Consider the following 26,582-nt stretch of genomic DNA (forward strand, 5'->3'; position numbering starts at 1 on the left):
GCGGCTCCGTTGATCCGCGATGAGTCTCATCGAGGGGTAAAAACCAGCTTTGCTCGTCTTGGTATTCGAAGATCCGGGGGCTAAGAAAAACTCCCAAAATCAAGAGAATCTCTCTCGCTTTCGCGGCAGAGGCATTATTTTCATGCACCCACGAAGGCATTTCAGGTTGGTCTGGTTCGTTTTCGACACTTTGAGGAGTTTGATATTTCCACTGAAACATTAGGGGATGATGACCCACTATTGCCTTAGGCTTCGTAAAGTTATCTTTCGGCGACAAAATCTGAAAAAGATCTCGATAACGATACCATCCCTTTACAGAAAATCTCGATAAAACAACAGCTTGCCTAAACATATCGCTCATAACAAAAATCCCACACCGAAGCTCAGCTTCCGCTTATAATGCGGCAACGCCTTGGACGGCAACCGCACCATCTTTTGAGAATGTTATTCGCGCTCATAATCAGAGATATCGACAGCATCATTTTTTAAATCATGGAGATCTTCCATAAGCTTTCGATAGTACGAGTGATCTCCAGAATCACCGAAGCGGAACAGGGGCACTGTTCTGCGCCCCCGTGCGGCATAATATGGCGTAACAACAGCTATCGAATCTCCTATAAACATACTTTGAGGGTTAAATAAATGATGTCCAAGGATTTCAACATTCGAATCGCTGTCAGAAAGATTACGGAGCATTTTAACACTTTCAGCGATCTTAGCTCGTAAGTTCGCCGGTGTACTGTCAACCTTTATAGCCATAACCTCTAGCATTTTCGCCTCTGGATGCAAAACTAAAAATGTCGTGCTTTTTTCCCTATCACGAAGACGTTTTTTTATATCCTCGCTATGCGTTGAAATCCAAGTCCTCCCATCATTCAATAGGATTGTAAGCTGACGAGACTGAAGGAGCAACGATGAGTAATTAAAGTCATTAGAATCGTCATAAACCTCATATAAGCCTATTGACTCCTCGCCCTGAGCCAGTTTAATCCGGTCGAGTATCTCTTTGGCTTGCTCTCGATTAACATTAATGAAATCCTTTCGCATAAACCATTCGTATACCCCTGTCCAAATACCGCCAACTAGAAGCGCCGTGGAAAGCTGACTGCAGAGTTGGCTCCAAAACCCCTCGGTAAGCCAGAGCGATACAACTATCAAAACTAAACCGATGACTACGAGCGCTAGAATTGCAATCGTGGTGCGACTAGCTAATTTGAAATTTGATTCAGTCACCAACTTTTCACCTCTTTAATTCCAATGCCAAAGCTTAACTGCCGACGGAGCGACCGAAGGCTGAGTAGGGGATCCGAAATACGCAAGCGCTTCGGACGGTTGTACACAGCGCCAAGCTAGGTACTTGACTGATTCCAAACTCGCTCTTTCATCACATCACGAGCGAGTCGGACACGATCGTACACATCTTCTGCAGCATCGATTGCCCTGCTATCCACTGCTTCATCGGGTCCTTCGCCTAACCGGAACTTGAACTCACCGGCAATGCGCGCTGCCATCATCAGATTTTTAGCCACATCCTCAGGTAAAACAGCGCCATGAGCCGACACAAATTCTTTAATCCACACCTCGACATCATCAAAATCGCGAGCAATGCTTACAAATACATCATTCATATGCATATCGGGACATTGACCGATCGGAATTATTTTTTCGTGGTACGCAGCTAAGGCAGATGCAGCTAAAAACTCTTTTTCAAACACAAATTCTGATTTTTTTAGTCGATTTCTCAACTTCTCCAGATCTGACCGATACTCGTCGCGGATTCTTTCCAGAACTTTTTCGTGCTCTTGCGTCGAATTTCGCATCAGCCGTTCAGCCCATAGTTTTCCTAACCAACCGGACAAGCCCGCCACAACGACTGCACCGCCACCTAACATCGCTAAGACTGAGCCTATAGCTCCAGTCACTGTAAAGATATCCATGTCAGCACCTAACACCTGAATTAAGCTGTGCCGCAAAGCGGTATCGACTGAATGAGTTGTTAGGCATCAACCACAAGAATCTCTCTTTCCCAAACGCTATGTCTGCCAGATGTAAATGGCCTGCGACCAGGAAACTTCTGGTCTACGATAGAGATCCCGGAAATTTTTGCGAGGTCGAAGCGACGCCACTCAGGGAGAGCTCTTCCCGAGCTGCTAGAACCACCCGTCTGATAACCGAGGAATTGCAACGCTCCGTCCTTTACACCAAGCACGTGAGGCTCTGCTACACGAGTATGACCGCTGTAATTGAATGACACTAACGACTTAGAACGGATGGCTTGCTCAATCAATTGCTGAGTCATATGAGAACCTCCATTGATACCGAGCATACTTTAAAAACCAGGCGCATGCTCTCTTAAGAGAGCATGCGCCCTTAATACTCTTGTACTAGAAATTTAATTTCATGATTTTAAGCCTAATTTTGAAAAATAACACTGACAACTGCGCCTGTTGTCTTCACATGCCTGTCCCTTGGCGCGGCCCCCTGTAGACATCTCGAAGCCGCACAGGAACACCTTGTGTATCAATCTGCCACATTCTGCTTACCTTATCTATCCGCCGCTCCCCGCCTTTCGTCGAGTCCGCTGCAAAACACACAACTTCGCATCACTTTTCCGACGCTGAAGCCAACCCACCGCCCCGCACCGGCGCGTCTTTAGGCTCGCTGCAATGCTGCATCAAAACCAACCCATTTAGAGCGCGAGGAGGGGTCACACCGGCGACGCGGCGGCAAGCACTGGGATTGGGGTCAGAGTGCGGCGGTGCCGGTTTCCGCGAGCTGAGCCCTCATCCACTCAGTGACGGTGGCCAGGCGTGCGTCGAAGGCGTCGGCATCGCCGTCAGGATCTCGCGCCATGCGCAAGAAGTAGCCCAGGTCGTCTGCCCGCTCGGGATAGCGCTCGACGGCCAGCGTGACATGCTCCTCGAGCGTCACTGGCCAGCGTGTCTCGTCGGGGTGACATAGCGTGTGTGTAGCGCGGATCAGCTTGCGGGCGGCTTCTCGCTGCAGCCGGCGACGCTCGTTCGGCGTGCCAGCTTCGGCGAGACGCTGCCGGTAGCGCGCCAACACCTGGGGAAAGTCGCCGTTGACCGCAAGGGCGATAGTCCGCGACGGCGTGTGGCGGGGCAGCGCGTGGCGGCGATCCGGACCCCACACATGGCGGCATTGGTGCTTGAGCCAGTAGCCCCAGCTGTACCGGTGGGCCGGTGACAGCGCGTCATCCAACGTTCCCACGTCGAAGTCGATCTTCGACACTTCTGGGTGGCGCCCCTCGAGCGTGGCCTTCAGCTGCTCGAGGTCGGCCTGGGCAGCGGGCGTCAGCGGGTGGGCCAGGAGCAAGGTCAAGTCGAGATCGGATGTCCCCGGTATCGCCTCTCCCCGCGCTACGCTGCCATAGACGTAGACGCTATCCAGCCCTGCACCGAGCTGATCGGCGAGCGCCCGGCACACCGCGTCGACGGTACCGGCAAAGGAGGGCTGCAGCGGCGCACACGGCGGCTCAGTGAGATAGCCCTGGGGCGTAAGGTTATCGGAGAAGGCCACGGCACGGGCTCCCACTCGAGGTCATGATGAGGGCTGCTCTCTCTGATTGAGCGCTTTCCGACCAGGGACAAAAAGCGATAGGGAGCACATGACTCGCTGGAAAAGGCAGCGTTCTGACGGCTTGCGGGAAGATCCCGACATGCTGGAGAGATCGGATCTGGCGCCCGAAGCAGGACTCGAACCTGCAACCCACGGCTTCGAAGGCCGGTACTCTATCCAATTGAGCTATTCGGGCGCACCGCCGAGACGATAACACTCAAGGCGCCCCGCCGGCGAGCCGTTCGCTCGCTGCGGGCACCGCTGGCCGGCTCAGCCGCGCGGCGGGAAACCCTTGGCGCGGGCGGCCATGCGACGCTCGAGCAGGCGCTGCATGGGGGCGCTGGGCTTGTCGATCTTGTGGTAGAAGCGGCTCGCGGCGTAGCTCTGGTTGAAGGCGTCGAAGTAGTCGTCGAGCACCTCGGCGGCCACCGCGTCGCCGGTCTTGCGCAGCAGTTCGGCGGCGACCTCGGCGGTGCACAGGTGCGAGGCAGAGGCCGGCTTGCGCAGGCGGTAGCGGGTCAGGCGGTCGGTGTGCAGCGGCAGCACCGGCAGGCCGTCCAGATAGGGGCTCTTGCGGAAGATCCGCCGCGCCTGGCGCCAGGTGCCGTCGAGCAGAATGAATACGGGAATGAAGCCATCCTGCTTGACCCCGGCCACGGCGCGCTCGTCGACCACCCGATGCTGGTAGTCCGGCTGGTCGTCGGGAAAGATCACGAAGGGCACGTAGCGGCGGTCGGCGAGCAGTGCGAGCAGCCCCTCATCCGGCGCTGTGCGGTGCCAGTCGAAGACCCGGGTCTCCGGCAGCACATCGGCGATCAGCCGCCCGGTGTTGGTCGGCTTGTTGTGCTCCAGCGGGTGCGTGAGCAGCCAGACCTGGGCGTCGCTGGTGGTGCTCACCCGGTAGGGGCAGAGACAGTTGAGCACCGGCAGGCGGCAGCCGTCGCAACGCTCGACGAAGCTGCCGCGGGCCTTGAATTCGCGCCGCGGCGGGCGCGGGTGGCCAGTCGCCGGGTCCTGCGCATCCTGGGTTGCCTCGGGGTCGCGCGCCGGGCGCGCCATCATGGTGTCGGCATCGTCTCGCATCGGGTGCCGCTCTCCAGCCAGTCTCAAAGGCCGCGCAGTCTATCACTTTGCGCGGCGGGCCAAACGCAGCAATCAAGGAAAGTTTGCCACCGCAGGCGATGCCATCATCCCATCCTGGGTGCAGAGGGATGGCTCAGGGTGTCGCGATGTCGAGCCCTTCGCGCGCCAGCACGCGGCCGACGGCGGGCCGGGCGAGCATGCGCCGGGCGTGATCGCTCCAGACGGGGAAGTCGCTGGCCATGTCGTAGCCGAGCACGGCACCGGCGCCCCACTGCCAGAAGACGAAGAGGTAGGGGTCTGCGACACTGTAGCGCTCCCCCAGGGCCCAGGCGCCCGGACGCTCGGCCAGGCGCGCTTCGATCATCTCGAACAGCTCGCGGGTGCTGCGGCGGGCGGTCTCAACCACATCGGCCTTGGCCGCGTCACCCGTGGCATAGCGCTCGGGGCGGCGCACATGGGCGTAGACGGGGTGCACGCCAGAGCCGAGGAAGGCGAGCCATTCGGCGCAGCGGGCATCCTCCAGCAGCGTGCTCGGCCACAGCACCGACTCGGGGAAGCGCTGGGAGACATAGCGCAGGATCGCCGGATTCTCGGTGATCACCGTCTCCCCCACCGCCAGCGCGGGCACCCGCCCCTTGGGGTTGATGCGCAGATAGGCCGCCGAGCGCTGCTCGCCCGCCGCGGTGTCGATGCGCACCGCTTCGAACTCGGCACCCGCTTCTTCCAGCGCGATGTGCGAGGCGAGCGAACAGGCGCCAGGGGCGTAGAAGAGTTTCAGATCCGCCATCTCGAGTATCTCCTTGGGTGAGCCCGCGCCCCGGGCCGAAGCTCCCGGGGCTTTGGTCATGAGTACGCAACCGCGTGGTGAAGAACTCGCGCGAGTATGAAACCACGCGAGGACGAAACCGTGTCAGGCAATCAGCCCTTTGCGCGCTCGGCCTCAGGCTGCTTCGCCGCGGGCACACCGCGCTGCTTCCAGTAGCCGGCGAGCAGCGAGCCGGAGACGTTGTGCCAGACCGAGAACAGCGCCCCGGGGAGTGCCGCGCCGGCGGTGAAGAACTGGTTGGCCAAGGCCACCGCGAGCCCGGAGTTCTGCAGCCCGACCTCGAAGGCGATGGTGCGCGCCGTGCGGATATCGAAGCCCAGCGCACGGCTCAGCCAGTAGCCGCCGGACAGCCCTATGGCGTTATGGGCGATCACCGCCAGCGCCACGATCGGCCCCAGGGTGGCCAGATTGCCGGCGTTGAGCGCGACCACGATGGCAATGATCAACACGATCGCCGCCATCGCCAGCGTCGCCAGGGCCGATTCGATCTTGCGGATGCGCGCCCCCAGCAGATGGTGGAACAGCACCCCGAGGGCGATCGGGGCGATGACCAGTTGAGCGATGCTCAGCAGCATGCCAAGTACCGGCACATCGATGCTCTGGCCAACCAGCAGCCAGGTGATGAAGGGCGTGGCCACCACCGAGATCACCGTGGAGACCATGGTCATGGTCACCGAGAGCGCCACGTGCCCGCCGGCGAGCCAGGTCATGACGTTGGACGAGGTGCCGCCGGCGGTGGCGCCGACCAGCACCATGCCGGTGGTGAGTTCCGGCCCCAGGCCGAGCACGCGCGAGACCAGCAGCGCAGCGAGCGGCATGATCAGAAACTGCAGGACGACCCCGACGGCGACCGGCTTGGGCGCCTTGACCACGCGGGCGAAGTCTTCGCGGGTCAGGGTCAGCCCCATGGCGAACATGATCACCACCAGCAGCATCTTGATATCGGCCTTGAAGCCGACGAAGAGCTGCGGCTGGAAGGCAGCGAGAGTGGCCAGCAGGATGGCCCAGACCGGAAACAGCCGGTTGATGCGTTCGAACATGAAGATGTGTCCTGGCGTTGAATGATCGTGATGGCCGCTGCGCGCGGCTCTTGGCGTCGTCTTTGGGTCTACTTCTATTGTTCTGTTGTTTAGCTGCTTGGCTTCTCAACTGCTTGGCGTCTTGACTGCTTAATTCCTTAGCCGGCTATCATGCCGCAGGATTCGGGCGCGAGGAAGCCACCCATCGCAACGGCGACGCGAATCGTCGGCGCATATCCTCTGCTCGAAACCTCTGGGCGAACCCACTACTCGAGCCCCGCTCGCCCCCGCTACTCGAACCCGCCCTGGGCCTTCCAGCGCGCCACCAGAGTCGGCACGCCCTGACTGGCGGGTTCGGCGATGGGCGCCACGCCCGGCGGTGCGAGGTCGCGGGCCTGGGGGTCGATCAGCCAGCAGGGGGCATCCAGCGGCGCCTGTTCGAGCAGGAGCGCCGCCGGCATCACCGCCAGCGAGGTGCCGACCACCAGCAGCGCGTCGGCCTCGGCGACGATATCGCAGGCCTCGGCGTAGCGCGGCACCGCCTCGCCGAACCAGACCACGTCCGGGCGTAGCTGGCTGCCCTTGTCGCACAGGTCGCCCAGCGCGATACCGCCGCGAGTGAGCGGATAGCGCAGCTTGTCATCCACCGAGGAGCGCGCCAGCAGAATCTCGCCGTGCAGGTGCAGCACCCGGGTCGAGCCCGCGCGCTCGTGCAGGTCATCGATGTTCTGGGTGATCACATCGACCCGGAAGCCGGCCGCTTCCAGCTCGGCCAGCGCGCGATGGGCGGGGTTGGGCCGGGCGCGGCGGGTCTGCTGGCGGCGCTCGTCGTAGAAGCGCAGCACGCTGGCCGGGTCGCGCGCCCAGGCCTCGGGCGTGGCGACATCCTCGACCCGATGGTTCTCCCACAGGCCGTCGCCGTCACGAAAGGTCTTGAGCCCACTCTCGGCGCTGATACCGGCACCGGTGAGCACGACGAGGTGGGGCATGCGAGTCTCGGTCATGGAAGATCCCTGGGGTGGCGCATCGCTTGTCTGGGCACCCTAGCACGGCACTGCAGGGGCGGCACTTGAGATCACCCTGCCCAGACCCGACAATAGCGCCCCACGCCACGACCCCGACAGTTTCGATGAACGCCGCCACGCCGCCCCTTCGAGTGCTCTATCGCGACGCCCAGATGATCGCGGTGGCCAAGCCGCCGGGCATGCTGGTGCATCGTACCGCCCTGGCCCGCGGCGAGACGCGCTTCGTGATGCAGACCCTGCGCGATCAGATCGGCCAGCACGTCTACCCGGTACACCGGCTCGACCGCCCCACCGGCGGCGTGCTGGTGTTCGCCCTCGATAGTGAGGCCGCCGCCGCACTGACCCAGGCGTTCACCGACAAGCGCGTGACCAAGCGCTATCTGGCGGTGGTGCGCGGCTGGGGCCCGGAGGCACTGAGCGTCGATGCGCCGCTGCGCGAGGAGGATGGCATCCGGCCCAAGGCGGAAATGCCGGCCCAGCCGGCGCTGACCCATCTGCGCCGGCTCGCCTGCGTCGAGATTCCGGTAGCGATCGAGCGCTATCCGCAGTCGCGCTATGCGCTGATGGAAGCGCGCCCGGAGACCGGCCGGCGCCATCAGATTCGCCGCCATCTGGCGCGCTGCGGGCACCCGATCATCAACGATGCCAAGCACGGCAAGGGTATCCACAACCGCTACTTCCGCGACCATCTGGCGTGCCCGCACCTGCTGCTGCACGCCGCCGAGCTGCGCCTTTGGCACCCTTATGCCGAGCGCTGGCTGAGCCTGACCGCGGCGCCGGACGCCGCCTTCGCCGCGCTGCTGGCACGCTTCGGCTGGCAGGCCCACGCCGTCAGCGACAGCGCGCGCTTCGACCCGCCCAGCGTCACTCGGTCCATCACACACCCCGCCACCACGACGCTGGCAGAACCCAACCCCGAGAGCCCATGACCGACGACTACGACTTCCGCTTCGGCGGTATCCGCCGCCTCTACGGCACCCGCGCCGCCAACGCCTTCCGCCGCGCCCACGTGGTGGTGGTCGGGGTCGGCGGCGTGGGGAGCTGGAGCGCCGAAGCGCTGGCGCGCTCGGGGATCGGCAAACTGACCCTGATCGATCTCGACGATGTCTGCGTCTCCAACGTCAATCGCCAGCTCCACGCCCTCGACGGCGAGATCGGCAAGCCCAAGGTGGCCGTGCTGGCCGAGCGCTGCCGCGCGATCTGGCCGGGTATCGAGGTGGTCGCCGACGAAGCCTTCATCACCCCGACCAATCTGGCCGAGCGCATCCCCGCCGACGCCGACCATGTGATCGACGCCATCGACCACGTCGGCGCCAAGGCGGCGCTGATCCACTACTGCCAGCGGCGCAAGCTGGCGATCACGGTGACCGGCGGCGCCGGCGGCCAGAGCGACCCCAGCCGGATCCAGGTCGCGGATCTCACCCGCACCGAGCACGATCCGCTGCTGGCCAAGGTGCGCTCGAAGCTGCGCCGAGACTACGGCTTCTCGCGCAACCCCAAGCGCCGTTTCGGCATCGAATGCGTCTACTCCGACGAACAACTGGTCTACCCTGGCAGCGATGGTGAGGTGTGCCAGCACAAGCCGGCACCGGGTCAGGCCACACGGCTGGACTGCGCCGCCGGCTTCGGCGCGGTGAGCGTGGTCACCGGCAGCTTCGGTTTCACCGCCGCCGCGCGGGTTCTCAGCCGCTTGGCGCGGCGCGCCCAGGCCGACGCGCCAGAGAGTACTTCGCCCGCTGCAACATCCACGCAGGAGTCCGCATCGCATGAGTGATTCGAGCCGCCCGGTTCCGGGCATCTATCGCCACTACAAGGGCCAGCTTTATGAGGTGCTGGACGTGGCCCAGCACAGCGAGAGCGAGGAGCGTCTGGTGATCTACCGCGCTCTCTACGGCGACTATGGCGTCTGGGCCCGGCCTTTGGAGATGTTCTGCGAGCAGGTCGACGTGAGCGGCGAACCGGTGCCGCGCTTCGCCCTGGAGAAGGCGTTCCGCTGACCGATCGGTCAAGCCCTCGCCGTATTTCTCCCCCCGAGAGTGACTGTCTGCGCGGCCCCATGACGGGTATAATGCGCCGCTTTCCAAACCGTATCTCGACGCCGCCTGACAACCCACAAGCCGCGGCGGTCGAGCCTTTCCCCCGGGAGGAAGCATGAGCGTACGCGTCGGCGTCATCATGGGGTCGAAGTCGGACTGGTCGACCCTCTGCCATACCGTCGAGACCCTGGAGCAGCTCGGCATCGAGCACGAAACCCAGGTGGTCTCCGCCCACCGCACCCCGGACCTGCTGTTCGAGTACGCCGAGACCGCGGCCGACCGGGGGCTCGAAGTGATCATCGCCGGCGCCGGCGGCGCCGCCCATCTGCCCGGCATGTGCGCGGCCAAGACCCGCCTGCCGGTGCTGGGCGTACCGGTCAAGTCGAGCACCCTATCCGGGGTCGACTCGCTGCTCTCGATCGTGCAGATGCCGGCGGGCATCCCCACCGCCACGCTGGCGATCGGCCGCGCCGGGGCGATCAATGCCGCCCTGCTCGCCGCCGCCATGCTGGCCAATCACGACGAGCGCATCCGCACCGCGCTGGAAGCCTACCGCGCCGAGCAGACGCGCAAGGTGCTCGAGTCCCCCGATCCGCGCCCCAGCGCCCCCGACCACGACCACGACCACGACCAGAGCGAGAGCTGATCATGCGAATCGGAATCGTCGGTGGCGGCCAGCTCGGCCGCATGCTCGCCCAGGCCGGCGCCCCGCTCGACCTGCGCTTCACCTTTCTCGACCCGGGCAGCGAGCCCTGCGCAGCGGCACACGGCGAGCACCTGCAGGCCGACTGGCAGGACCCGGCGGCGCTCGCAGCGCTGACCGCGAACTGCGATGCGATCACCTTCGAGTTCGAGAACGTGCCGGCCGAGGCGGTCGCCCGTCTCGCCGAGCAGCGCCCGGCCTTCCCCCGGCCCAGGCGCTCTCCACCGCCCGCGACCGCTGGCTGGAGAAGTCGCTGTTCCGCGAGCTGGATATCGCCGTGCCGCCGATCGCGCGCATCGACAGCCAGGCCGATCTCGACGCCGCGGTGGCCGAGATCGGTCTGCCCGCGGTGGTCAAGACCCGCACCCTGGGTTACGACGGCAAGGGCCAGAAGGTGATGCGCGAGCCCACCGACGTCAGTGGCACCTTCGCCGAGCTCGGCGGCGTGCCGCTGATCCTCGAGGGCTTCATCGACTTCGATCACGAGATCTCGGTGATCGCAGTGCGCGCCCGGGACGGCGAGATCCGCCACTGGCCGGTGGTGCGCAACGCGCATCGCCAGGGCATCCTGCACTGCTCGGTACCGCAGGTGGCGCACCCGCTGCAGGCTCAGGCCGAGGATTACGCCAGCCGGGTGATGCGCGAGCTCGACTATGTCGGGGTGATGGCGTTCGAGTTCTTCGTCACCGACGCCGGCCTGCTGGCCAACGAGATCGCCCCGCGGGTGCACAACTCCGGCCACTGGAGCATCGAGGGCGCGGTCACCAGCCAGTTCGAGAACCACGTGCGCGCGGTGGCCGGGCTGCCGCTGGGCGAGACCGCCCGCCTGGCACCCTGCGCCATGCTCAACGTGATCGGCGCCTTCCCCGAGCGCGACGCAGTGCTCGCCGTGCCCGGCACGCGCTGGCACGACTACGGCAAGGCGCCCAGGCCGGGCCGCAAGATCGGTCATATCACCGTGCTCGCCGCCGACGACGAGACGCTGGCCGAGCGGGTTGCCGCGGTGGGGGCGCTGTTGGTCAACGATCTGGGCTAGGCACTGCCTGAAAAGTACTGCGCTCGCCCATGCGGCGTTAAAAATCGGCTCAAAATGCTCATTTACACCCCGTAAACTCCGCGTTTTCGCCGATTTTTGCCTTGCTTGGCCTTCGCTCGTCGACTTTTCAGACAGCACCTAGGCACCGTACGACAACGAGTCGCCCTGCAGCACGCTCGAAAAACCTGAAAGGCCCCGCTGTCGATGACAGCGGGGCCTTTTAGGTTCCAGCCTCATGCTGGCGCGAGCCGGGTCCGCTCAGACCCGGCCCGTGGAGCGTATTGAGCCTGCGCTCACTCCTTCTCGTCGCCGAACATGTGCTTCTGCAGGTAGTTCTGGATGCCGACCTTGTCGATCAGGCCCAGCTCCGCTTCGAGCTTGTCGATATGCTCTTCTTCGTCGTCGAGGATCTTGATGAACAGATCGCGGCTGACGTAGTCACGCACGGATTCACAGTAGGGAATCGCTTCCTGCAGGTCGGCACGCGCCTTGTGCTCGATCTTGAGATCGCTCTCCAGCATCTCCTTGGCGTTCTCGCCGATGTTGAGCTTGCCCAGGTCCTGCAGGTTGGGGATGCCTTCGAGGAACAGGATGCGCTCGATCAGCTTGTCGGCGTGCTGCATCTCCTCGATCGACTCCTCGTACTCCCACTTGGCGAGCACGTTGAAGCCCCAGTCCTTGTACATCTTGCTGTGCAGGAAGTACTGGTTGATCGCCACCAGCTCGTTGCCGAGGACGGTGTTCAGATAGCTGATGACCTTCGGGTCGCCTTTCATTGTCGTGTTCTCCTCATGGGTAACTGGCGTGGGGAAGCAGCGGGCGCTCCCTGACGGAGTACGCTACCACAAGGTGGCGTCGGTCCGATCCTGGCAGTATCCACAAGGCATCGAGAAATTACAACTATTACAGTGACTTACGAAATCATCGCATCTGCCAGCAATTGGCAGGTGAAAACGCGGCTGATAACGAGTCGCGCTGCACCGAGCGTGGCACGCTGACGCACCGGCCCGCCAGCCCTTACCGACGGCTGACAACTTGGACTACTCAAGGGAAGCTCACCAGCAGGAAGTGCTGGTGTCATGCAGAAAGACAGGAATACAGGCTACCAATGACACGGAAAGGCAAGAGCGCGAAGGCGGGAAAAGCCGTCCATACGACCTGTCGTGGAGACGAAAAAAGCGCAGACAGACAACAGGCGAGGCATGCGGTGTGGGGATAATGCCCGATGAGTCACACCGCGTAGGCGAGATCCGGGTCGAAGCTCAACTGTTCGCTGATCGCATCACGCATCACGCGCTTGCCGGTGCAGGCGCACTTGCCGCACTGTCCGGCGCAGCCGGTGACTTCGCGCACTTCGCGCCAGCTGCGGGCGCCATCGCTCACGGCGCTTTCGATATCGCGGTCGGTGACACCCAGGCAGAGACAGACGTACACGGCAGATCCTCGCGCTCAACGTGACGGTGAATGTAAATGATTCGCATAGTCACTTTCAAGTCCGAATCACAATCATCTCGCTCACGTTAGCCACGCTTTCTTAGCGCAGACTTAGCAAAGGCATCAGCCGCCCTCTTCCGCCCTCTCTCGCTCGGACCGACCACCGCATCCCAGAACTCAGACGCCATTCGACGGCCCCGAACCCACACTAAACGCCCCTATGTGAAACGCCCCAACGCAAGACGCCGCACTCCAGGAGTGCGGCGTCGTTCTGATCATCATGTGAGCCGAGGCACGGCAGCGCTGGGATCAACCGGTGCGGCGCAGCAGCCAGATGCCGAGCAGATAGCACACCGCGGTCGGCACCACCACCGCCAGCGCCGGCGAAAAGCCGAACAGCACCGAGGCGGGGGCCAGCAGATCCTGCAGGTACTTGAACGACAGCCCCACGATCACGCCGTAGAAGATCCGCGTGCCGGCGGCGACGCTGCGCAGCGGGCCGAACACGAACGAAGCCGCCAGCAGCACCAGCCCGGCCAGGGTGACCGGCAACAGGCTCTTCTGCCAGAAGTAGAGCAGCGGCTGGGTCGCCTCCTGCCCCTGGGAGCGCAGATAGCTGGCGTACTGCCACAGGCTGCTCATGCGCTGGCTGTTGAGCGGGCGCAGCAGGCGGTTGAGCTGGGCCGGCGTCAAATCGGTATGCCAGGTCGCGGTGGGCTTCGACTCGACCCGGGTGCCGTCGGCGTCGAAGTAGGTGGTCTTGACGTTCTCCAGCGTCCACGCCTTGCCGTTCCATACCGCGCGCTGGGCTTCGGACGCTTCCACCAGGCGCTGGCCGTCGTACTCGTAGCGGCGCACGTTGATCACGGTGTCGTCGGCGCGGATGGTGCCGAAGCGATAGAAGTTGTCGCCCTCGCGCTGCCAGCCGCCACCGCGTTCGAGCACCGCATCGGCGCCCTCGGACTGCTCCAGACGCCAGGCCGCGGCGTGCTGCTCGGTGGCGGGGCTGACGAACTCGCCGATGCCCATGGTGATCAGGATCACCAGCAGCAGCGGCTTGAGCACGCCGACCAGGATACGCCCGAGCGAGCGCCCGGCGGCGCGCATCACGGTGAGCTCGTTGCTCGAGGCCATCGAGCCCAGCCCCACCAGCGCACCGATCAGCACCGCCACCGGGGCGTATTCGTAGAAGCGCCAGGGCAGTCGCATCAACAGATAGAGCAGCACGTCGAAGGCGGAGTAGTTGCCGGAGACGTCACCCAGGTCATTGATGTAGGAGATCACCAGGTCGAGGCCCAGCACCATCACCTGCACCACCAGCATGGCGCCGAGGACGTTGCGCGCGATGTAACGGTCGAGACGGTCGAGCAGCATCAGCGGCCTCCTTGGCGCTGGTCGCGGCGCAGCAGAATCAGGCCGAGCAGCAGATAGACGCCGTGGATCGGCCACATGCCGACGCTCGCCGGCAGGCTGCCGCGGGCGATCGCATCCTGGGCCGCCAGCAGCAGGCTCAGATAGCTGACATGCAGAAACAGCGCCGGCAGCAGCTTGGCGAAGCGCCCCTGGCGCGGATTGACCCGCGACAGTGGCAGCGCCAGCAGGGTCAGGATCGGTACCATCAGCGGCATCGACAGGCGCCACTGCAGCTGCGCCATCGCCTCGCTGTCGCCCTGCTCGACCAGCTTGCGGGTACTCATCAACTCGGTGTCGTCGCCGATATCGGTCTCGCCGTCGGTGGAGAGACGCACCGCATAGCTGCCGAAGGCGAGTCGCTCGGCCACCGGGCTACCCGGGTCGACGCTGTAGCGGGTGCCGTTGGAGAGCACCAGGAAGCGGCTGCCGGTCTTGGGGTCGACGGTCTGATAGCCGCTCTCGGCGCGGGTCACCACCTGCTGGCCGCCGTCGCTGCCCTTGCCCTGCTCGCTGATGAAGACGTCTTCCATACGCGAGCGGTCATCGTTGAGCGCCTGGGTATAGGCGGTACGGCCGCTGCCGAAGTCCTGGAAGCGCCCCGGGGTGAGCAGCGAGAAGTCGAGCTGGCTCTTCTGCTGCTCGATCAGACGCTCGTTGTGCAGCGCGCCGTAAGGGGTCAGCCACAGGCTGCAGGCACCGACCAGCACGGCGATCAGCAGCGCCGGCAGCAGCGTGACCTGAAGCAGGCGGCTGGGGCTCATGCCGCAGGCCACCAGCACGGTGATCTCGCTGTTGAGATAGAGCTGACCGTAGGCGAGCAGGATCGCGATGAAGAACGCCAGCGGCAGCACCAGCTCCATGAAGCTGGGCATGTGGAACAGCATCAGCGACCCCAGCGCGCTGAGCGGCAGCTCGCCCTGGGCGGCGTCGGTGAAGTAGCGGATGAAGCGGCTACCCATGATCACCAGCAGCAGCACGCCAGCGACCGCCGACATCGTCAGCAGGATCTCGCGGGTCAAATAGCGGAATACAATCAACATCGACTCCTGATCTGGCTTCCTGCCACCGCACGGCGTGCGTTCCGGCGGCGGGCGGGCTTGTGCATCGCCCCCCGCTTTGCGTAAACTGAGGCGTCTTGCGGGCTGCGCCTGCAACCCCGGGCGCGGCGCTGGGCCGCGACGAGCGGCACACGCCGGCGCGGCCCAGGCCATTATCCCGATTACCCGCGCACTTGTCTCGTTGCCGAGACCTGTGACGCGAAGCCAGCGCAATCGTTCATTGGAGACGACATGGAATTTTCCGTACTCAGCGTCAACCCGGCCAAGGTCGAGACCGCCTGTCTGGTGGTGCCGCTGTTCCAGGATGGCGAGCTGCTGCCCACCGTGGCCAAGCTGGACGACGCCAGCGAGCGGTTGATCGCGCAGCTGCTGGAGCGCGGTGACTTCACCCCCAATCTGGGCGACGTACAGCTGGTGCCGTTCGCCCCGGGGCTCTCCGCCGAGCGCCTGCTGCTGGTGGGCCTGGGCGAGCGCGCCAAGTTCAACGAGGGCGGCCTGCGCAAGGCGCTGGACGCGGCCTTCGCCGCCGTCGCCAAGCTGCCGGTGGACAGCGTCGCGGTGGGCTTCAGCGATGCCGTCATCGCCGACCGTGATATCGCCTGGAACACCCAGATGACGCTGGATGCGGCGACCCAGGCGGTCTACCGCTTCAACGAGTGCAAATCCACGCCGAGCCCGCTGCCGGCGCTCAACCGGGTCGAACTGCTGATCGCCGACAGCGGCCAGAGCGAAGCGGCCGAGCGTGGCGCACGTATCGGGGCTGCCCTCGGCGACGGGGTCAACCTGGCGCGCACCCTGGGCAACCTGCCCGGCAATATCTGCACCCCCAGCTACCTCGCCGACCAGGCCGAGACGCTGGCCGGTGAAGCCGGCGGCAGCCTCGAGGTCGAGGTGCTCGACGAGGCCCAACTCGAAGCACTGGGCGCGCACTCCCTGCTCGCCGTGGGCCGTGGCAGCGCCGAACCCTCCAAGCTGATCGTGATGAAGTACCTGGGCGCGGCGGACCCCGAAGAGGCGCCCCACGTGCTGGTGGGCAAGGGCATCACCTTCGATACCGGCGGCATCTCGCTCAAGCCGGGCGCCGGCATGGACGAGATGAAGTTCGACATGTGCGGCGCGGCAAGCGTGTTCGGCACCATGAAGAGCGTGATCGCGCTAAAGCCCAAGCTCAACGTGATCGCCATCGTCGCCAGCGCCGAGAACATGCCGGACGGCCGCGCGATCAAGCCCGGCGATATCGTCAAAACGCTCAAGGGGCTCACCGTCGAGATCCTCAACACCGACGCCGAGGGGCGCCTGGTGCTGTGCGACGCCCTGGCCTACGCCGAGCGCTTCCAGCCGGCCAGTGTGGTCGATATCGCCACCCTCACCGGCGCCTGCGTGATCGCCCTGGGCGACCACGCCAGTGGGCTCTTCTCCAACGACGACGATCTCGCCCTCGACCTGCTCGAAGCCGGCGAGACCGCCTGGGACCGCGCCTGGCACATGCCGCTGTGGGACGACTACCAGGCCCAGTTGGAGTCCAACTTCGCCGATCTGGCCAATATCGGCGGACGCCCGGCGGGCAGCATCACCGCCGCCTGTTTCCTCTCGCGCTTCGCCGACAGCTACCCCTGGGCGCATCTGGACATCGCCGGTACCGCCTGGCACAGCGGCAAGCAGAAAGGCGCCAGCGGGCGTCCGGTGGGCCTGCTCACGCGCTACCTGCTCGACCGCGAGAGCGAGCACGTGGTCACCGACGAGACCTGAGCGGCACGTCTTTGAGCCCCACAGGCGCCCCGCCACCGCTCACCGGTGGTGATCGACCGAGGTCCACGGGCCGGTGACGACGCCGCGCTGCAGAGCGGAACCCGCCGTGACGCCCCTCCGGGGCCTCACGGCGGTTTTTTGACATCGATGAGAAGTGAATCAGGAGAGCCGTGGGATGTTCATCGTTTCACTCACCTACAAGGTGCCGCTCGAGCGTATCGAGCCGCATGTCGAGGGCCACATGGCGTGGCTCCATGACGCCTACGCCCAGGGGCTGCTGACCGCCTCCGGGCGCAAGGTGCCGCGCACCGGCGGCGTACTGCTCTCCCACGCCGAGCGCCCGGCGCTCGAGGCGTGCCTGGCCGCGGACCCGTTCAAGGTCCATGACCTCGCCGACTACGACATCGCCGAGTGCGCCATCACCCTGACCGCCCCCGGCTTCGAAGCGCTAAAGGGCTGAGCCGGCGACACCGTGGCCGCCGCGCCGATGCGGCCACGGCCCCTCTTCGCAGAATACGCTTTGCATGCTAATTTGACCCTTCCGCCAGCGCCGCCCCGCGTTGACGTCGCCGCCGCGGCGCGTCTTCGCCCAAGCGCGTGATGCGGACCCACCGTCACCGATCGTATGCCCGCCGGCCGGCGCGCGAATGCCACCGCGCCGCCATCATCCGGGGCCGCCAGGAGAAGTCGCAGTGTCCACTCAAGGATTCGAAGTTCGCCTCTCGTCCAACCCGCTCGATGCCAACCTGCGCAACGAGATTCTCGCCAATCCGGGCTTCGGCCGCTTCTTCACCGATCACATGGTGCACGTACGCTGGACCAAGCAGGACGGCTGGCAGCGTGGCGAACTTCGCCCCTATGGGCCGCTGCTGATCGACCCCGCCTCGCCGGTGCTGCACTACGGCCAGGAGATCTTCGAGGGCATCAAGGCCTATCGTCATGCCGACGGTTCGGTGTGGACCTTCCGCCCGCAGAAGAACGCCGCGCGCTTCCGCGCCTCGGCGCGTCGCCTGGCGCTGCCGGAACTCGACGACGAAACCTTCCTCGGCTCCCTCGAAGCGCTGGTCTCCCAGGACGCCGCCTGGGTGCCGACGCCGCAGAACGACAGCGAAGAGTGCAGCCTCTACCTGCGCCCATTCATGATCGGCAACGGCAAGTCGCTGGGCGTGAAGCCGGCCGCCGAGGTCGACTACTACCTGATCGCCTCGCCGGCGGCTTCCTACTTCAAGGGCGGCGGCAAGCCGGTCTCGATCTGGCTCTCCTCCCACTACAAGCGCGCCGCCCCCGGCGGCACCGGCTTCGCCAAGTGCGGTGGCAACTATGCCGCCTCGCTGCTGGCCCAGGCCGAAGCAGAGCAGCACGGTTGCGCCCAGGTCGCCTTCCTCGACGCGGCCGAGAACAAGTGGATCGAAGAGCTGGGCGGCATGAACCTGTTCTTCGTCTACCGTGACGGCCGCCTGGTCACCCCGGCGCTGAGTGGCACCATCCTCGAAGGCGTGACCCGCGATTCGATCCTCGAACTGGCGCGCGATGCCGGCCTCACCCCGGAAGAGCGCCAGATCAGCATCGACGAGTGGCGCGACGGCGTCGCCAGCGGCGAGATCACCGAAGTGTTCGCCTGCGGCACCGCGGCGGTGATCACCCAGATCGGCGAGCTGGTGAGCGAGGATGAACGCATCGCCACTCCGCCGGTGGAGGGTGAAGCGGTCAGCGCCCAACTGCGCAAGCGCCTGCTCGACATCCAGTACGGCCGCAGCGAAGACACCCGCGGCTGGCTGGTGCGTCTGGCCTGATCGCGCCCTGGCGCGAAGCGGCCCGGGTATCCCCATTCACCGGGGAACCCCTATTCACTATCGCCACGGCCTTCGAGGATCACTATCGCCAAGGCCTTCGAGGAGAGCCCTATGTTCAGCCACATCATGATCGGCAGTAACGATATCGATCGCGCCCAGCGCTTCTACGACGAAGTGCTCGGCGTACTCGGTGCGCAAGCCGGCAAGCGCTTCGAGTACGACGGCCTGCAGCGTCTATCCTATCGCCATGACGGCAACGTCTTCGTCGTCACCGAGCCGATCAACGGCGAGCCCGCTACCGTGGGTAACGGCGACACCCTGGGCTTTACCTGCAGCTCTCAGGAGCAGGCGCAGCGCTTCCACGACACCGCGGTCGCGCTGGGCGCCACCTCGATCGAGGACGAACCCGGCGTGCGCCAGACGCCGATGGGCGAACTCTTCCTCGCCTATATGCGTGACCCCGATGGCCACAAGCTCTGCGCCATGTATCCGCTAGAACCCGCAGCCTGATAGGCTGCCTGTCGGCGTCGCGCTCGGGCGCGGCGCCGACTCTCTCACCCTGTTATCGGAGGAGCACATGAAACCTGTCATGATCGTGACCGGTGCCGGCCGCGGCATCGGCGCCGCCACCGCCCTCATGGCCGCCCAGAAGGGTTACGCCGTGGCCGTCAACTATCGCAGCGACAAGGCCTCCGCGGACAAGGTGGTCGCCGAGATCGAAGCCGCCGGTGGCCGCGCCATCGCCGTCCAGGCCGATGTGGTAGACGAAGCCGCCATCGTCACCATGTTCGAGACCGTCGACCGCGAGCTGGGCCGGGTCGATGTACTGGTCAACAACGCCGGGGTGGTCGACCAGATCAGCCGCGTCGACGAGATGAGCTTCGAGCGCGTCGATCGCATGATGAAAATCAACGTGGTCGGCCCCTTCGTCTGCGCCCGTGAAGCGGTCAAGCGCATGTCTACCCGCCACGGCGGCAACGGCGGCGCGATCATCAATGTCGGCTCGGCCGCCTCGCACCTCGGCGGTGCCGGCGAATACGTCGACTACGCCGCCTCCAAGGGCGCCATCGACACCATGACCGAAGGCCTGGCCAAGGAGGTCGCCGGCGAGGGCATCCGCGTCAACACCGTGCGCCCCGGGGTGATCCGCACCACCATTCACGCCAGCGGCGGCAATCCGGACAAGCCAGATGTCGCCGGCGAGGTGATCCCGATGGGCCGCATTGGCGAACCGGAAGAGATCGCCAACGCGGTGCTGTGGCTGGCCGAAGCCGGGTTCACCACCGGGGCGCTGGTCGACGTCGACGGCGGCGTCTAGTCCTCTATCGATTGGCTGCGCGTCGCCCATGCGGCGTTGAATCCAGCTTCGCGATGCGCATTGAAGCCCCCTCGACTGCGCTCGCTTGGCTGGATTCGCCTTGGCTGAAACTCGCTCGCGCAATCGCGCGAGTTCGTGTGAGGCCACCCATCTCGCCGCTTACAGCTCCCCGAAGGGCATTTATGACCAAAGTCGACTTCTACATCCTTCAGGACACCACGCTGGAGGCGCGCTTCGATTTCGCCTGTCGCCTGGCGGAGACGATCTACCGCAAGGGCTATCGCTTGCATGTGCATACCCAGGACGAAGCGATGGCGCGCCAGTTCGACGAGCACCTGTGGAAATTCCGCGACGAGAGCTATGTGCCGCATGCGGTGGTGGGCGACGACGTGGGGCCGGTGCCACCGGTGAGCATCGGCTGGCAGGCCGCCCCGGAACCCGGCGTGCAGGCGCTGCTCAATCTGCACGACGACATTCCCGAATGGTTCTCCCGGGTCGAGCGCGTCGCCGAGATCATCAACCAGCATCAGGAGGTGCTGCGCACCAAGCGCGCCTGCTGGAAGACCTACAAGGATCGCGGCTACCGGGTCGAAGCGCACAAGCTGTAAGCGGCGCAACACTCTCGATCGCGGGCGCAGCGGACCGCCCAAGCGCCGATGCGAACCTGACGCGCTCGCCCCTCAGCAGGTATAATCCTCGCCATTTTCGTCACGCCGCCCGCCTCCGCGGGCGCTGCGTGCCCGCCATCGTTTGCCGAGTCAAGAAGCCGCCATGGACAAGACGTACCAACCCGATCAGATCGAAACCCGCTGGTATCAACGCTGGGAAGCGGATGGCCACTTCGCCCCCAGCGGCCAGGGCGAGCCGTTCTCGATCATGATCCCGCCGCCCAACGTCACCGGCAGCCTGCACATGGGTCACGCCTTCCAGGACACCATCATGGACACGCTGACCCGCTGGCGGCGGATGCGCGGCAACAACACCCTGTGGCAGGTGGGCACCGACCACGCCGGCATCGCCACTCAGATGCTGGTGGAGCGCAAGGTCGCCGCCGAGGAAGGCAAGAGCCGCCACGATCTCGGGCGCGAGGCGTTCACCGACAAGATCTGGGAGTGGAAGGCGGAGTCCGGCGGCCATATCACGCGTCAGTTGCGACGCATGGGCGCCAGCGTCGACTGGAACCGCGAACGCTTCACCATGGATGACGGCTTCTACCGGGCGGTGCAGGAAGTCTTCGTGCGTCTGCATGAAGAGAAGCTGATCTACCGCGGCAAGCGCCTGGTCAACTGGGACCCGACCCTGCACACCGCGATCTCCGATCTGGAGGTGGAGAACCGCGAACAGCAGGGCCAATTCTGGCACTTCCGCTATCCGCTCGCCGACGGCGTCACCACCGCCGATGGCAAGAACTACGTGGTGGTCGCCACCACGCGTCCGGAAACCCTGCTGGGTGACACCGGCGTGGCGGTCAACCCGGAAGATCCGCGCTACGCCTCGCTGGTCGGCAAGTTCATCGAGCTGCCGCTGGTCGGCCGCCGCATCCCGGTGATCGCCGACGAGCACGCCGACATGGAGAAGGGCTCGGGCTGCGTCAAGATCACCCCGGCCCACGACTTCAACGACTATGAAGTCGGCAAGCGCCACGACCATGCGCTGATCAACGTTTTCTCCAAGGATGCCACCATCCTCGAACGCGCAGAGGCGTTCGATCTCCAGGGCCAGCCGCGGGGCGACATCGACCTCAGCCTGCCCGCCGCCTACGCCGGGCTCGGCCGCTTCGAGGCGCGCGAGCGCATCGTCGCCGACATGGAGGCCGCCGGGCTACTCGAACGGATCGAGACGATCAGCAACACCCTGCCCTACGGCGACCGCTCCGGCGACGTCATCGAGCCGCTGCTCACCGATCAGTGGTTCGTCGCCGTGGAGCAGCTGGCCAAGCCGGCCATCGCCGCGGTGGAGAACGGCGATATCCAGTTCGTGCCCAAGAACTACGAGAACATGTACTTCGCCTGGATGCGCGATCTGCAGGACTGGTGCATCTCGCGTCAGCTGTGGTGGGGCCACCGCATTCCGGCCTGGTACGACGCCGAGGGCAACGTCTATGTGGCGCGCAGCGAGGAAGAGGCGCGCACCAAGCACGACCTCGGCGCCGAGGTAGCGCTCACCCAGGACGAAGACGTGCTGGATACCTGGTTCAGCTCGGGCCTGTGGACCTTCGGCACCCTGGGCTGGCCGGAGAAGACCCCGGAACTGGCGACCTTCCACCCCACCAGCGTGCTGGTGACCGGTTTCGACATCATCTTCTTCTGGGTCGCCCGGATGATCATGATGACGCTGAAGTTCACCGACGAGGTGCCGTTCAAGACCGTCTACGTCCACGGCCTGGTGCGCGATAGCCAGGGCCAGAAGATGTCGAAGTCCAAGGGTAACGTGCTCGACCCGATCGATCTGATCGACGGTATCGACCTTGAGACCCTGGTGGCCAAGCGTACCGGCAACATGATGCAGCCGCAGAAGGCGCGCGCCATCGAGAAGGCCACCCGCGCCGAGTTCCCGGAGGGTATCGAGGCCCACGGCACCGACGCCCTGCGCTACACCTTCCTCTCGCTGGCCACCACCGGCCGCGATATCAAGTTCGACATGGGCCGCCTCGACGGCTATCGCAACTTCTGCAACAAGCTGTGGAACGCCTCGCGCTACGTGCTGATGAACGCCGAGGGCGAAGACGTCGGCCTCGACGACGCCCCGGTGGCGCTGTCGCTGGCCGACCGCTGGATCGTCTCGCGCCTGCAGCAGACCGCGGCCCAGGTCACCAGGGCGCTCGAGGAGTACCGCTTCGACCACGCCTCCCAGGCGCTCTACGACTTCGTCTGGAACGAGTACTGCGACTGGTACCTGGAGCTCTCCAAGCCGGTGCTGTGGGACGCCGCCGCGGCGCCGGAAGCCAAGCGCGGCACCCGGCGTACCCTGGTGCGCGTACTGGAGACGGTGCTGCGTCTGGCGCACCCGATGATGCCGTTCATCAGTGAAGAGATCTGGCAGCGCGTCGCGCCGCTGGCCGGCACCGCCTTCGGCGACAGCGCCAGCCTGATGACCCAGCCGTGGCCTGAGGCCGCCCCCTCGACCGTCGACGAGCAGGCGATCCGTGACATCGAGTGGCTCAAGGGTGTGATCGTCGCCGTGCGCAACATTCGCGCCGAGATGAACATCGCCCCCGGCAAGCCGCTGGAGGTGCTGCTGACCAAGGGCGACGCCGGCGACCGTGAACGCCTCGAGGCCAATCGGCTGTTCCTGGCCAAGCTGGCCAAGCTGGAACGCGTCACCTGGCTCGAAGATCCGGCCCAGGCACCGCTGGCCGCGACCCAGTTGGTGGGCGACATGGAAGTGCTGGTGCCGATGGCCGACCTGATCGACAAGGAGGCCGAACTGGCACGGTTGGCCAAGGAGATCGACAAGCAGGACAAGCTGATCGTCGGCATCGAGAAGAAGCTCTCCAACGACAGCTTCGTGGCCAAGGCCCCGGAGGCGGTGGTCGAGAAGGAGCGCGGCAAGCTCAATGAGTATCTGGCAGCGCGCCAGCATCTGGTCGAGCAGCGCAACAAGATCGCCGAACTCGACGGCTGATCGCCTCGCGCTGACCGACGGCCTGCAGTGACTCAAGCGGCCCCGCCATCTGGCGGGGCCGCTGGCTTTTCGGCCCCCTTGTCGGTCCCATCGGGGCCGCTCTGGACGCTGCCTGGCGCCGATGTCTAGCATCGGAAGATGACGCGAAGAAGTCTGCATGGTTAAGAAACATTGTTTCTTATGCCGAGCTTAACTTAAAATGACGGCCTTACCGCTTCTTGCAACGCCATCCGGCAAGGCTCGTTCATGACCCGTTCTCGTCTCGATCTCAAGCGTATCGTCGCTTTCAACGTCACCGGCCTGCTGCTGCTGTTGAGCTGGGCCTGGCCCCACGGCGTGCTGTGGAACGATCTCGACGATCGCATCTTTTGGTTCTTCAACGCCCTGATCACCCCCGAGCCCAACTGGTGGGACGACACCCTGGCGATTCTCAACCACCGCGCCTTCGACATGATCTCGCTGGCGATCATGGGCCTGTTGTTCCTGTGGGCCATGCGCCGCGATCCGCATCCTCAGCGCCTGACGCGCTGGATCGGTATCGGCGTGACCATGGTGCTCACCGCCGGCGTGCTGGCGCTGTTCACCACCAAGGGCATCAGCTATGGCCACCCCAGCCCGACCCGCTTCTTCGCCAACGCCATGCGCCTGACCGACGTGGTCTCGATTCCGACCAAGGATTCGGCATCGAACAGCTTCCCCGGTGACCACGGGCTGATGCTGATGGTGTTCGCCGGCTTCATGCTGCGCTTCGCCGCGCGCCGCATCGCCTTGCTCAGCGTGGCCTTCGTGGTGCTGCTGAGCGCGCCGCGCATCATGGTCGGCGCGCACTGGTTCAGCGATGTCTACATGGGCGCGCTGAGCATCGCCCTGATCGCCCTGCCGTGGGTCCTGTGCACGCCGCTGGCGGCCGCTACCGCCGGCCGGGTTCAGCGCGCGCTGGCGCGCTGGCTGCCGCAGCGTGTGCACCTGGGCTGAGGGACTGAGGGGCTGAGACTATAGCCCCTCTGATTCCAGCGCATCCTGCACCCCGCGCGACAACCGCCCGGCATTACGTGAGCTGGCGCTCTCGACATGCCCTTCGGATACCACCTGATTGCGCCCGGCCGACTTGGCGGCATACAGCCGCCGGTCGGCGAGCTCGATGATGCTCTGCAAATGCCCACCCTCGTCGGCACAGGCGATCCCCATCGACAGCGTCACCGGCATCAGTTGGCCACTGAACTGACACGGGCGTCGCGCCAGCCGCACGCGAATGCGCTCGGCGACCGTCACGGCCTCGGCGATACCGGTCTCGGGCAACAGCAGCAGGAACTCCTCGCCGCCGACGCGCCCAACGTCGTCCTCGCCACGCAGCGCGTCGCTGAGCACGCCGGCCAGATGGTGCAGTACCGCATCGCCCGCGGTATGGCCGAAGTTGTCGTTGATCTCCTTGAAGTGATCGGCGTCCACCAGGATCATCGCGAACGGCGTCTGCTGGCGCCAATAGGCCGAGGCCTTCTCGAAGATGGCGCGGCGATTGAGCACCAGGGTCAGCGAGTCGTGCATGGCATCCCGGCGATAGCGGTACTCGTGGCGATCGGTGATCGTGAGCATGCGCAGGATTACCATGCACAGCATGGCAAAAACCGCCACCAGCACGATGTTCGCCAGCAGATGATCGCGTGGACCCAGCGGCAGCGAATTGAGCCCGGGCAGGTCCTCGACGCCCAGCGCCAGCAGTGCCAGCCCGGCAGTCAATAGCAACTTGGTCCGTCGGCGCAGATCGGAGAGCATCAGCTCCACCTCAGCGAACAGTAGGCAGTAGACGATACTGCTGCCACTACCCACCACCGAGGCGCCATAGATCAGCAGCGAGAGAAACGCGCTCAATTTCACGCCCAGGGCTAGCGCTACCCACAGGCGCCGATGCAGACGCAGCGCCAGCGTGTAGGCGAGCAAACAGACGAGATTCAGATGCCCCAGGACCTCATAGCCGAGCAGATAGAGCCAAGGAGCGACGAGAGCCTGCAGGCACAGCGCCAGCAAGTAGATTTCGGCCATGATCTCGAAACTGCGGCGGCGCTCTACCGGCAGAGTATCGGGGGGACGCGTGACGCGCCGCCAAAGATGAAAGAGATAGCGGCTAGGCATGGTGATAGGCTCGCAATCTTGTTATTCGCTTGGCGCGGACACGGCGCGCGCCCGGAAAAAAGCGGCGTCGGCCGAGTTTGAAGCGCGGGAACGTGAGAGCACAAGAGTATCGCTTTTTTTAACTTCAAATAACATTCGAATTTGCCGATTTAATTTGTAAGCCAATGACGACATTGACGATATTAACTTTCCATTAACAAATTCTGATAATCTTGACGACCGCGGGGCCGGCCATCGCCCTCGCAGCCATCTCTCCCTTCTCGGACAAAGGACTCGTTCACCCATGCGCTTCATGCACAACGACGATCTGGGCAAACTGCTGCTACGACTCTGTGTAGGGATTCTGATCCTGCTTCACGGTCTGCACAAGCTCATGGATCCCACCAGTCTCAACGGTATCGCCCACCAGCTGGCGCAGATGGGCGTGCCTTCCTTTGTCGCCTATGGCGTCCTGGCGGGTGAAATCATCGCGCCACTGATGGCAATCGTTGGCTGGCAGGCACGGCTGGGCGGGATGCTGATGGCGATCAACATGCTGGTAGCCATCTTCCTGGTCCATCTATCGCAGCTCTACAGCCTCAACGGCCAGGGGGGCTGGACGCTGGAGCTGCAGGGGATGTTCCTCGGCGCCGCGCTGGCGGTGATGTTTCTGGGCAGCGGGCGGATGGCCTTCAAGCCGGACTGAAGATTGTCGATTTCTCCTGCTCTACTTTTCCTGCATTAGTGGTGCATGACAGGCAGTCATTTTTTATTTTA

General features: G+C 64.4%; 26 protein-coding genes, 1 tRNA gene and 1 pseudogene. 15 read left to right on the forward strand and 13 right to left on the reverse strand.

Features of this window, described 5'->3' with window-relative positions; translation table 11 throughout:
• Positions 1-444: 444 nt before the first annotated feature.
• The 8 genes from QO259_RS12675 to QO259_RS12710 form a co-directional block, all read right to left on the reverse strand.
• Complete coding sequence (locus tag QO259_RS12675) at positions 445-1,233, reverse strand: hypothetical protein (protein ID WP_285950231.1); 789 nt, start codon at positions 1,231-1,233, stop codon at positions 445-447.
• A 116-nt stretch (positions 1,234-1,349) separates the two neighbouring features.
• Positions 1,350-1,937 (reverse strand): hypothetical protein, encoded by a 588-nt coding sequence (locus tag QO259_RS12680; RefSeq protein ID WP_285950232.1) that lies wholly within the window; start codon positions 1,935-1,937, stop codon positions 1,350-1,352.
• 808 nt (positions 1,938-2,745) lie between these two features.
• A complete protein-coding gene (locus QO259_RS12685) occupies positions 2,746-3,540 on the reverse strand; it encodes a nucleotidyltransferase domain-containing protein (RefSeq protein WP_285950233.1) in 795 nt (264 codons plus the stop codon).
• Between the two features lie 158 nt (positions 3,541-3,698).
• Positions 3,699-3,775: transfer RNA gene (locus QO259_RS12690), tRNA-Arg, on the reverse strand.
• A 74-nt stretch (positions 3,776-3,849) separates the two neighbouring features.
• On the reverse strand, positions 3,850-4,641 hold the full coding sequence (locus QO259_RS12695; protein ID WP_502949151.1) for a tRNA-uridine aminocarboxypropyltransferase: 792 nt from the start codon (positions 4,639-4,641) through the stop codon (positions 3,850-3,852).
• A 154-nt stretch (positions 4,642-4,795) separates the two neighbouring features.
• Positions 4,796-5,449, reverse strand: coding sequence for a glutathione S-transferase family protein (locus QO259_RS12700; protein ID WP_285950234.1), 654 nt, complete (start codon positions 5,447-5,449; stop codon positions 4,796-4,798).
• 131 nt (positions 5,450-5,580) lie between these two features.
• The gene (locus tag QO259_RS12705; RefSeq protein WP_285952775.1) at positions 5,581-6,534 is read right to left on the reverse strand and encodes a bile acid:sodium symporter family protein; all 954 of its coding nucleotides are present in this window, start codon (positions 6,532-6,534) and stop codon (positions 5,581-5,583) included.
• A 263-nt stretch (positions 6,535-6,797) separates the two neighbouring features.
• Entirely contained in the window at positions 6,798-7,511 is a 714-nt protein-coding gene (locus QO259_RS12710; RefSeq protein WP_285950235.1) for an SIR2 family NAD-dependent protein deacylase, read from the reverse strand.
• 125 nt (positions 7,512-7,636) lie between these two features.
• On the opposite strand from QO259_RS12710, the gene QO259_RS12715 reads away from it, so the two are divergent.
• From QO259_RS12715 to QO259_RS12735, 6 genes and pseudogenes are all read left to right on the forward strand, one after another.
• Entirely contained in the window at positions 7,637-8,461 is an 825-nt protein-coding gene (locus QO259_RS12715) for a pseudouridine synthase (RefSeq protein ID WP_285950236.1), read from the forward strand.
• Positions 8,458-9,306 carry a tRNA cyclic N6-threonylcarbamoyladenosine(37) synthase TcdA gene (tcdA, locus tag QO259_RS12720; protein ID WP_285950237.1) on the forward strand — a complete coding sequence of 283 codons (849 nt, stop codon included), beginning with the start codon at positions 8,458-8,460 and terminating at the stop codon, positions 9,304-9,306. Before QO259_RS12715 ends, tcdA begins: the two co-directional genes overlap by 4 nt.
• Positions 9,299-9,529, forward strand: coding sequence for a DUF1653 domain-containing protein (locus QO259_RS12725; protein ID WP_207032146.1), 231 nt, complete (start codon positions 9,299-9,301; stop codon positions 9,527-9,529). The genes tcdA and QO259_RS12725 overlap by 8 nt, the downstream gene beginning before the upstream one ends.
• 154 nt (positions 9,530-9,683) lie before the next feature.
• The gene (purE, locus tag QO259_RS12730; RefSeq protein ID WP_285950238.1) at positions 9,684-10,214 is read left to right on the forward strand and encodes a 5-(carboxyamino)imidazole ribonucleotide mutase; all 531 of its coding nucleotides are present in this window, start codon (positions 9,684-9,686) and stop codon (positions 10,212-10,214) included.
• 41 nt (positions 10,215-10,255) lie between these two features.
• Positions 10,256-10,426, forward strand: a pseudogene (locus tag QO259_RS20370) (5-(carboxyamino)imidazole ribonucleotide synthase); the annotation flags it as partial.
• A gap of 98 nt (positions 10,427-10,524) precedes the next feature.
• Positions 10,525-11,307 (forward strand): 5-(carboxyamino)imidazole ribonucleotide synthase, encoded by a 783-nt coding sequence (locus QO259_RS12735; RefSeq protein WP_285952776.1) that lies wholly within the window; start codon positions 10,525-10,527, stop codon positions 11,305-11,307.
• A 293-nt stretch (positions 11,308-11,600) separates the two neighbouring features.
• Here the strand turns inward: QO259_RS12735 and bfr are convergent, their stop codons facing one another.
• The 4 genes from bfr to lptF all read right to left on the reverse strand — a co-directional run bounded on the left by bfr (position 11,601) and on the right by lptF (position 15,191).
• Entirely contained in the window at positions 11,601-12,083 is a 483-nt protein-coding gene (gene bfr / locus QO259_RS12740; RefSeq protein WP_035474000.1) for a bacterioferritin, read from the reverse strand.
• Positions 12,084-12,537: 454 nt separating this feature from the next.
• Positions 12,538-12,741: a (2Fe-2S)-binding protein gene (locus QO259_RS12745; protein ID WP_035474002.1), complete on the reverse strand. Its 204-nt coding sequence runs from the start codon at positions 12,739-12,741 to the stop codon at positions 12,538-12,540.
• Positions 12,742-13,050: 309 nt separating this feature from the next.
• Positions 13,051-14,115 carry an LPS export ABC transporter permease LptG gene (gene lptG / locus QO259_RS12750; protein WP_035474004.1) on the reverse strand — a complete coding sequence of 355 codons (1,065 nt, stop codon included), beginning with the start codon at positions 14,113-14,115 and terminating at the stop codon, positions 13,051-13,053.
• Positions 14,115-15,191: an LPS export ABC transporter permease LptF gene (lptF, locus tag QO259_RS12755; RefSeq protein WP_285952777.1), complete on the reverse strand. Its 1,077-nt coding sequence runs from the start codon at positions 15,189-15,191 to the stop codon at positions 14,115-14,117. Before lptF ends, lptG begins: the two co-directional genes overlap by 1 nt.
• Before the next feature lie 252 nt (positions 15,192-15,443).
• Here lptF and QO259_RS12760 point away from each other — a divergent pair, with 252 nt between their 5' ends.
• The 8 genes from QO259_RS12760 (at position 15,444) to QO259_RS12795 (ending at position 24,671) form a co-directional block, all read left to right on the forward strand.
• Positions 15,444-16,961, forward strand: a complete 1,518-nt coding sequence (locus tag QO259_RS12760; RefSeq protein WP_285950239.1) for a leucyl aminopeptidase — start codon at positions 15,444-15,446, stop codon at positions 16,959-16,961.
• Between the two features lie 175 nt (positions 16,962-17,136).
• Complete coding sequence (locus QO259_RS12765; protein ID WP_285950240.1) at positions 17,137-17,421, forward strand: YciI family protein; 285 nt, start codon at positions 17,137-17,139, stop codon at positions 17,419-17,421.
• A gap of 187 nt (positions 17,422-17,608) precedes the next feature.
• Entirely contained in the window at positions 17,609-18,754 is a 1,146-nt protein-coding gene (locus tag QO259_RS12770) for a branched-chain amino acid aminotransferase (RefSeq protein WP_207032160.1), read from the forward strand.
• A 111-nt stretch (positions 18,755-18,865) separates the two neighbouring features.
• Complete coding sequence (locus QO259_RS12775) at positions 18,866-19,264, forward strand: VOC family protein (protein ID WP_035474010.1); 399 nt, start codon at positions 18,866-18,868, stop codon at positions 19,262-19,264.
• Positions 19,265-19,331: 67 nt separating this feature from the next.
• A complete protein-coding gene (locus QO259_RS12780; protein WP_207032162.1) occupies positions 19,332-20,072 on the forward strand; it encodes an SDR family oxidoreductase in 741 nt (246 codons plus the stop codon).
• A gap of 182 nt (positions 20,073-20,254) precedes the next feature.
• Entirely contained in the window at positions 20,255-20,680 is a 426-nt protein-coding gene (locus QO259_RS12785; protein ID WP_285950241.1) for a DNA polymerase III subunit chi, read from the forward strand.
• Positions 20,681-20,843: 163 nt separating this feature from the next.
• Entirely contained in the window at positions 20,844-23,696 is a 2,853-nt protein-coding gene (locus QO259_RS12790) for a valine--tRNA ligase (protein WP_285950242.1), read from the forward strand.
• A gap of 246 nt (positions 23,697-23,942) precedes the next feature.
• A complete protein-coding gene (locus QO259_RS12795; RefSeq protein WP_207032174.1) occupies positions 23,943-24,671 on the forward strand; it encodes a phosphatase PAP2 family protein in 729 nt (242 codons plus the stop codon).
• 18 nt (positions 24,672-24,689) lie between these two features.
• Here QO259_RS12795 and QO259_RS12800 read toward each other — a convergent pair whose 3' ends face one another.
• The gene (locus tag QO259_RS12800; protein WP_285950243.1) at positions 24,690-25,736 is read right to left on the reverse strand and encodes a GGDEF domain-containing protein; all 1,047 of its coding nucleotides are present in this window, start codon (positions 25,734-25,736) and stop codon (positions 24,690-24,692) included.
• 373 nt (positions 25,737-26,109) lie between these two features.
• Here QO259_RS12800 and QO259_RS12805 point away from each other — a divergent pair, with 373 nt between their 5' ends.
• Positions 26,110-26,511: a DoxX family protein gene (locus tag QO259_RS12805; RefSeq protein WP_353057285.1), complete on the forward strand. Its 402-nt coding sequence runs from the start codon at positions 26,110-26,112 to the stop codon at positions 26,509-26,511.
• Positions 26,512-26,582 lie beyond the last annotated feature (71 nt).

Origin of the sequence: Salinicola sp. JS01 (assembly GCF_030284585.1) — a bacterium.
In the GTDB taxonomy this organism is placed as follows: domain Bacteria; phylum Pseudomonadota; class Gammaproteobacteria; order Pseudomonadales; family Halomonadaceae; genus Salinicola.

Bases quoted from the DNA above. Each gene is read 5' to 3' on its own strand.
- bfr (WP_035474000.1), bottom strand. From the start codon at position 12,083: ATGAAAGGCGACCCGAAGGTCATCAGCTATCTGAACACCGTCCTCGGC.
- QO259_RS12780 (WP_207032162.1), top strand. From the start codon at position 19,332: ATGAAACCTGTCATGATCGTGACCGGTGCCGGCCGCGGCATCGGCGCC.
- QO259_RS12765 (WP_285950240.1), top strand. From the start codon at position 17,137: ATGTTCATCGTTTCACTCACCTACAAGGTGCCGCTCGAGCGTATCGAG.
- QO259_RS12795 (WP_207032174.1), top strand. From the start codon at position 23,943: ATGACCCGTTCTCGTCTCGATCTCAAGCGTATCGTCGCTTTCAACGTC.
- QO259_RS12760 (WP_285950239.1), top strand. From the start codon at position 15,444: ATGGAATTTTCCGTACTCAGCGTCAACCCGGCCAAGGTCGAGACCGCC.
- lptG (WP_035474004.1), bottom strand. From the start codon at position 14,115: ATGCTGCTCGACCGTCTCGACCGTTACATCGCGCGCAACGTCCTCGGC.
- QO259_RS12800 (WP_285950243.1), bottom strand. From the start codon at position 25,736: ATGGCCGAAATCTACTTGCTGGCGCTGTGCCTGCAGGCTCTCGTCGCT.
- QO259_RS12715 (WP_285950236.1), top strand. From the start codon at position 7,637: ATGAACGCCGCCACGCCGCCCCTTCGAGTGCTCTATCGCGACGCCCAG.
- QO259_RS12790 (WP_285950242.1), top strand. From the start codon at position 20,844: ATGGACAAGACGTACCAACCCGATCAGATCGAAACCCGCTGGTATCAA.
- purE (WP_285950238.1), top strand. From the start codon at position 9,684: ATGAGCGTACGCGTCGGCGTCATCATGGGGTCGAAGTCGGACTGGTCG.
- QO259_RS12770 (WP_207032160.1), top strand. From the start codon at position 17,609: ATGCCACCGCGCCGCCATCATCCGGGGCCGCCAGGAGAAGTCGCAGTG.
- QO259_RS12700 (WP_285950234.1), bottom strand. From the start codon at position 5,449: ATGGCGGATCTGAAACTCTTCTACGCCCCTGGCGCCTGTTCGCTCGCC.
- QO259_RS12805 (WP_353057285.1), top strand. From the start codon at position 26,110: ATGCGCTTCATGCACAACGACGATCTGGGCAAACTGCTGCTACGACTC.
- QO259_RS12695 (WP_502949151.1), bottom strand. From the start codon at position 4,641: ATGATGGCGCGCCCGGCGCGCGACCCCGAGGCAACCCAGGATGCGCAG.
- QO259_RS12785 (WP_285950241.1), top strand. From the start codon at position 20,255: ATGACCAAAGTCGACTTCTACATCCTTCAGGACACCACGCTGGAGGCG.
- QO259_RS12775 (WP_035474010.1), top strand. From the start codon at position 18,866: ATGTTCAGCCACATCATGATCGGCAGTAACGATATCGATCGCGCCCAG.
- QO259_RS12710 (WP_285950235.1), bottom strand. From the start codon at position 7,511: ATGACCGAGACTCGCATGCCCCACCTCGTCGTGCTCACCGGTGCCGGT.
- tcdA (WP_285950237.1), top strand. From the start codon at position 8,458: ATGACCGACGACTACGACTTCCGCTTCGGCGGTATCCGCCGCCTCTAC.
- QO259_RS12725 (WP_207032146.1), top strand. From the start codon at position 9,299: ATGAGTGATTCGAGCCGCCCGGTTCCGGGCATCTATCGCCACTACAAG.
- QO259_RS12680 (WP_285950232.1), bottom strand. From the start codon at position 1,937: ATGGATATCTTTACAGTGACTGGAGCTATAGGCTCAGTCTTAGCGATG.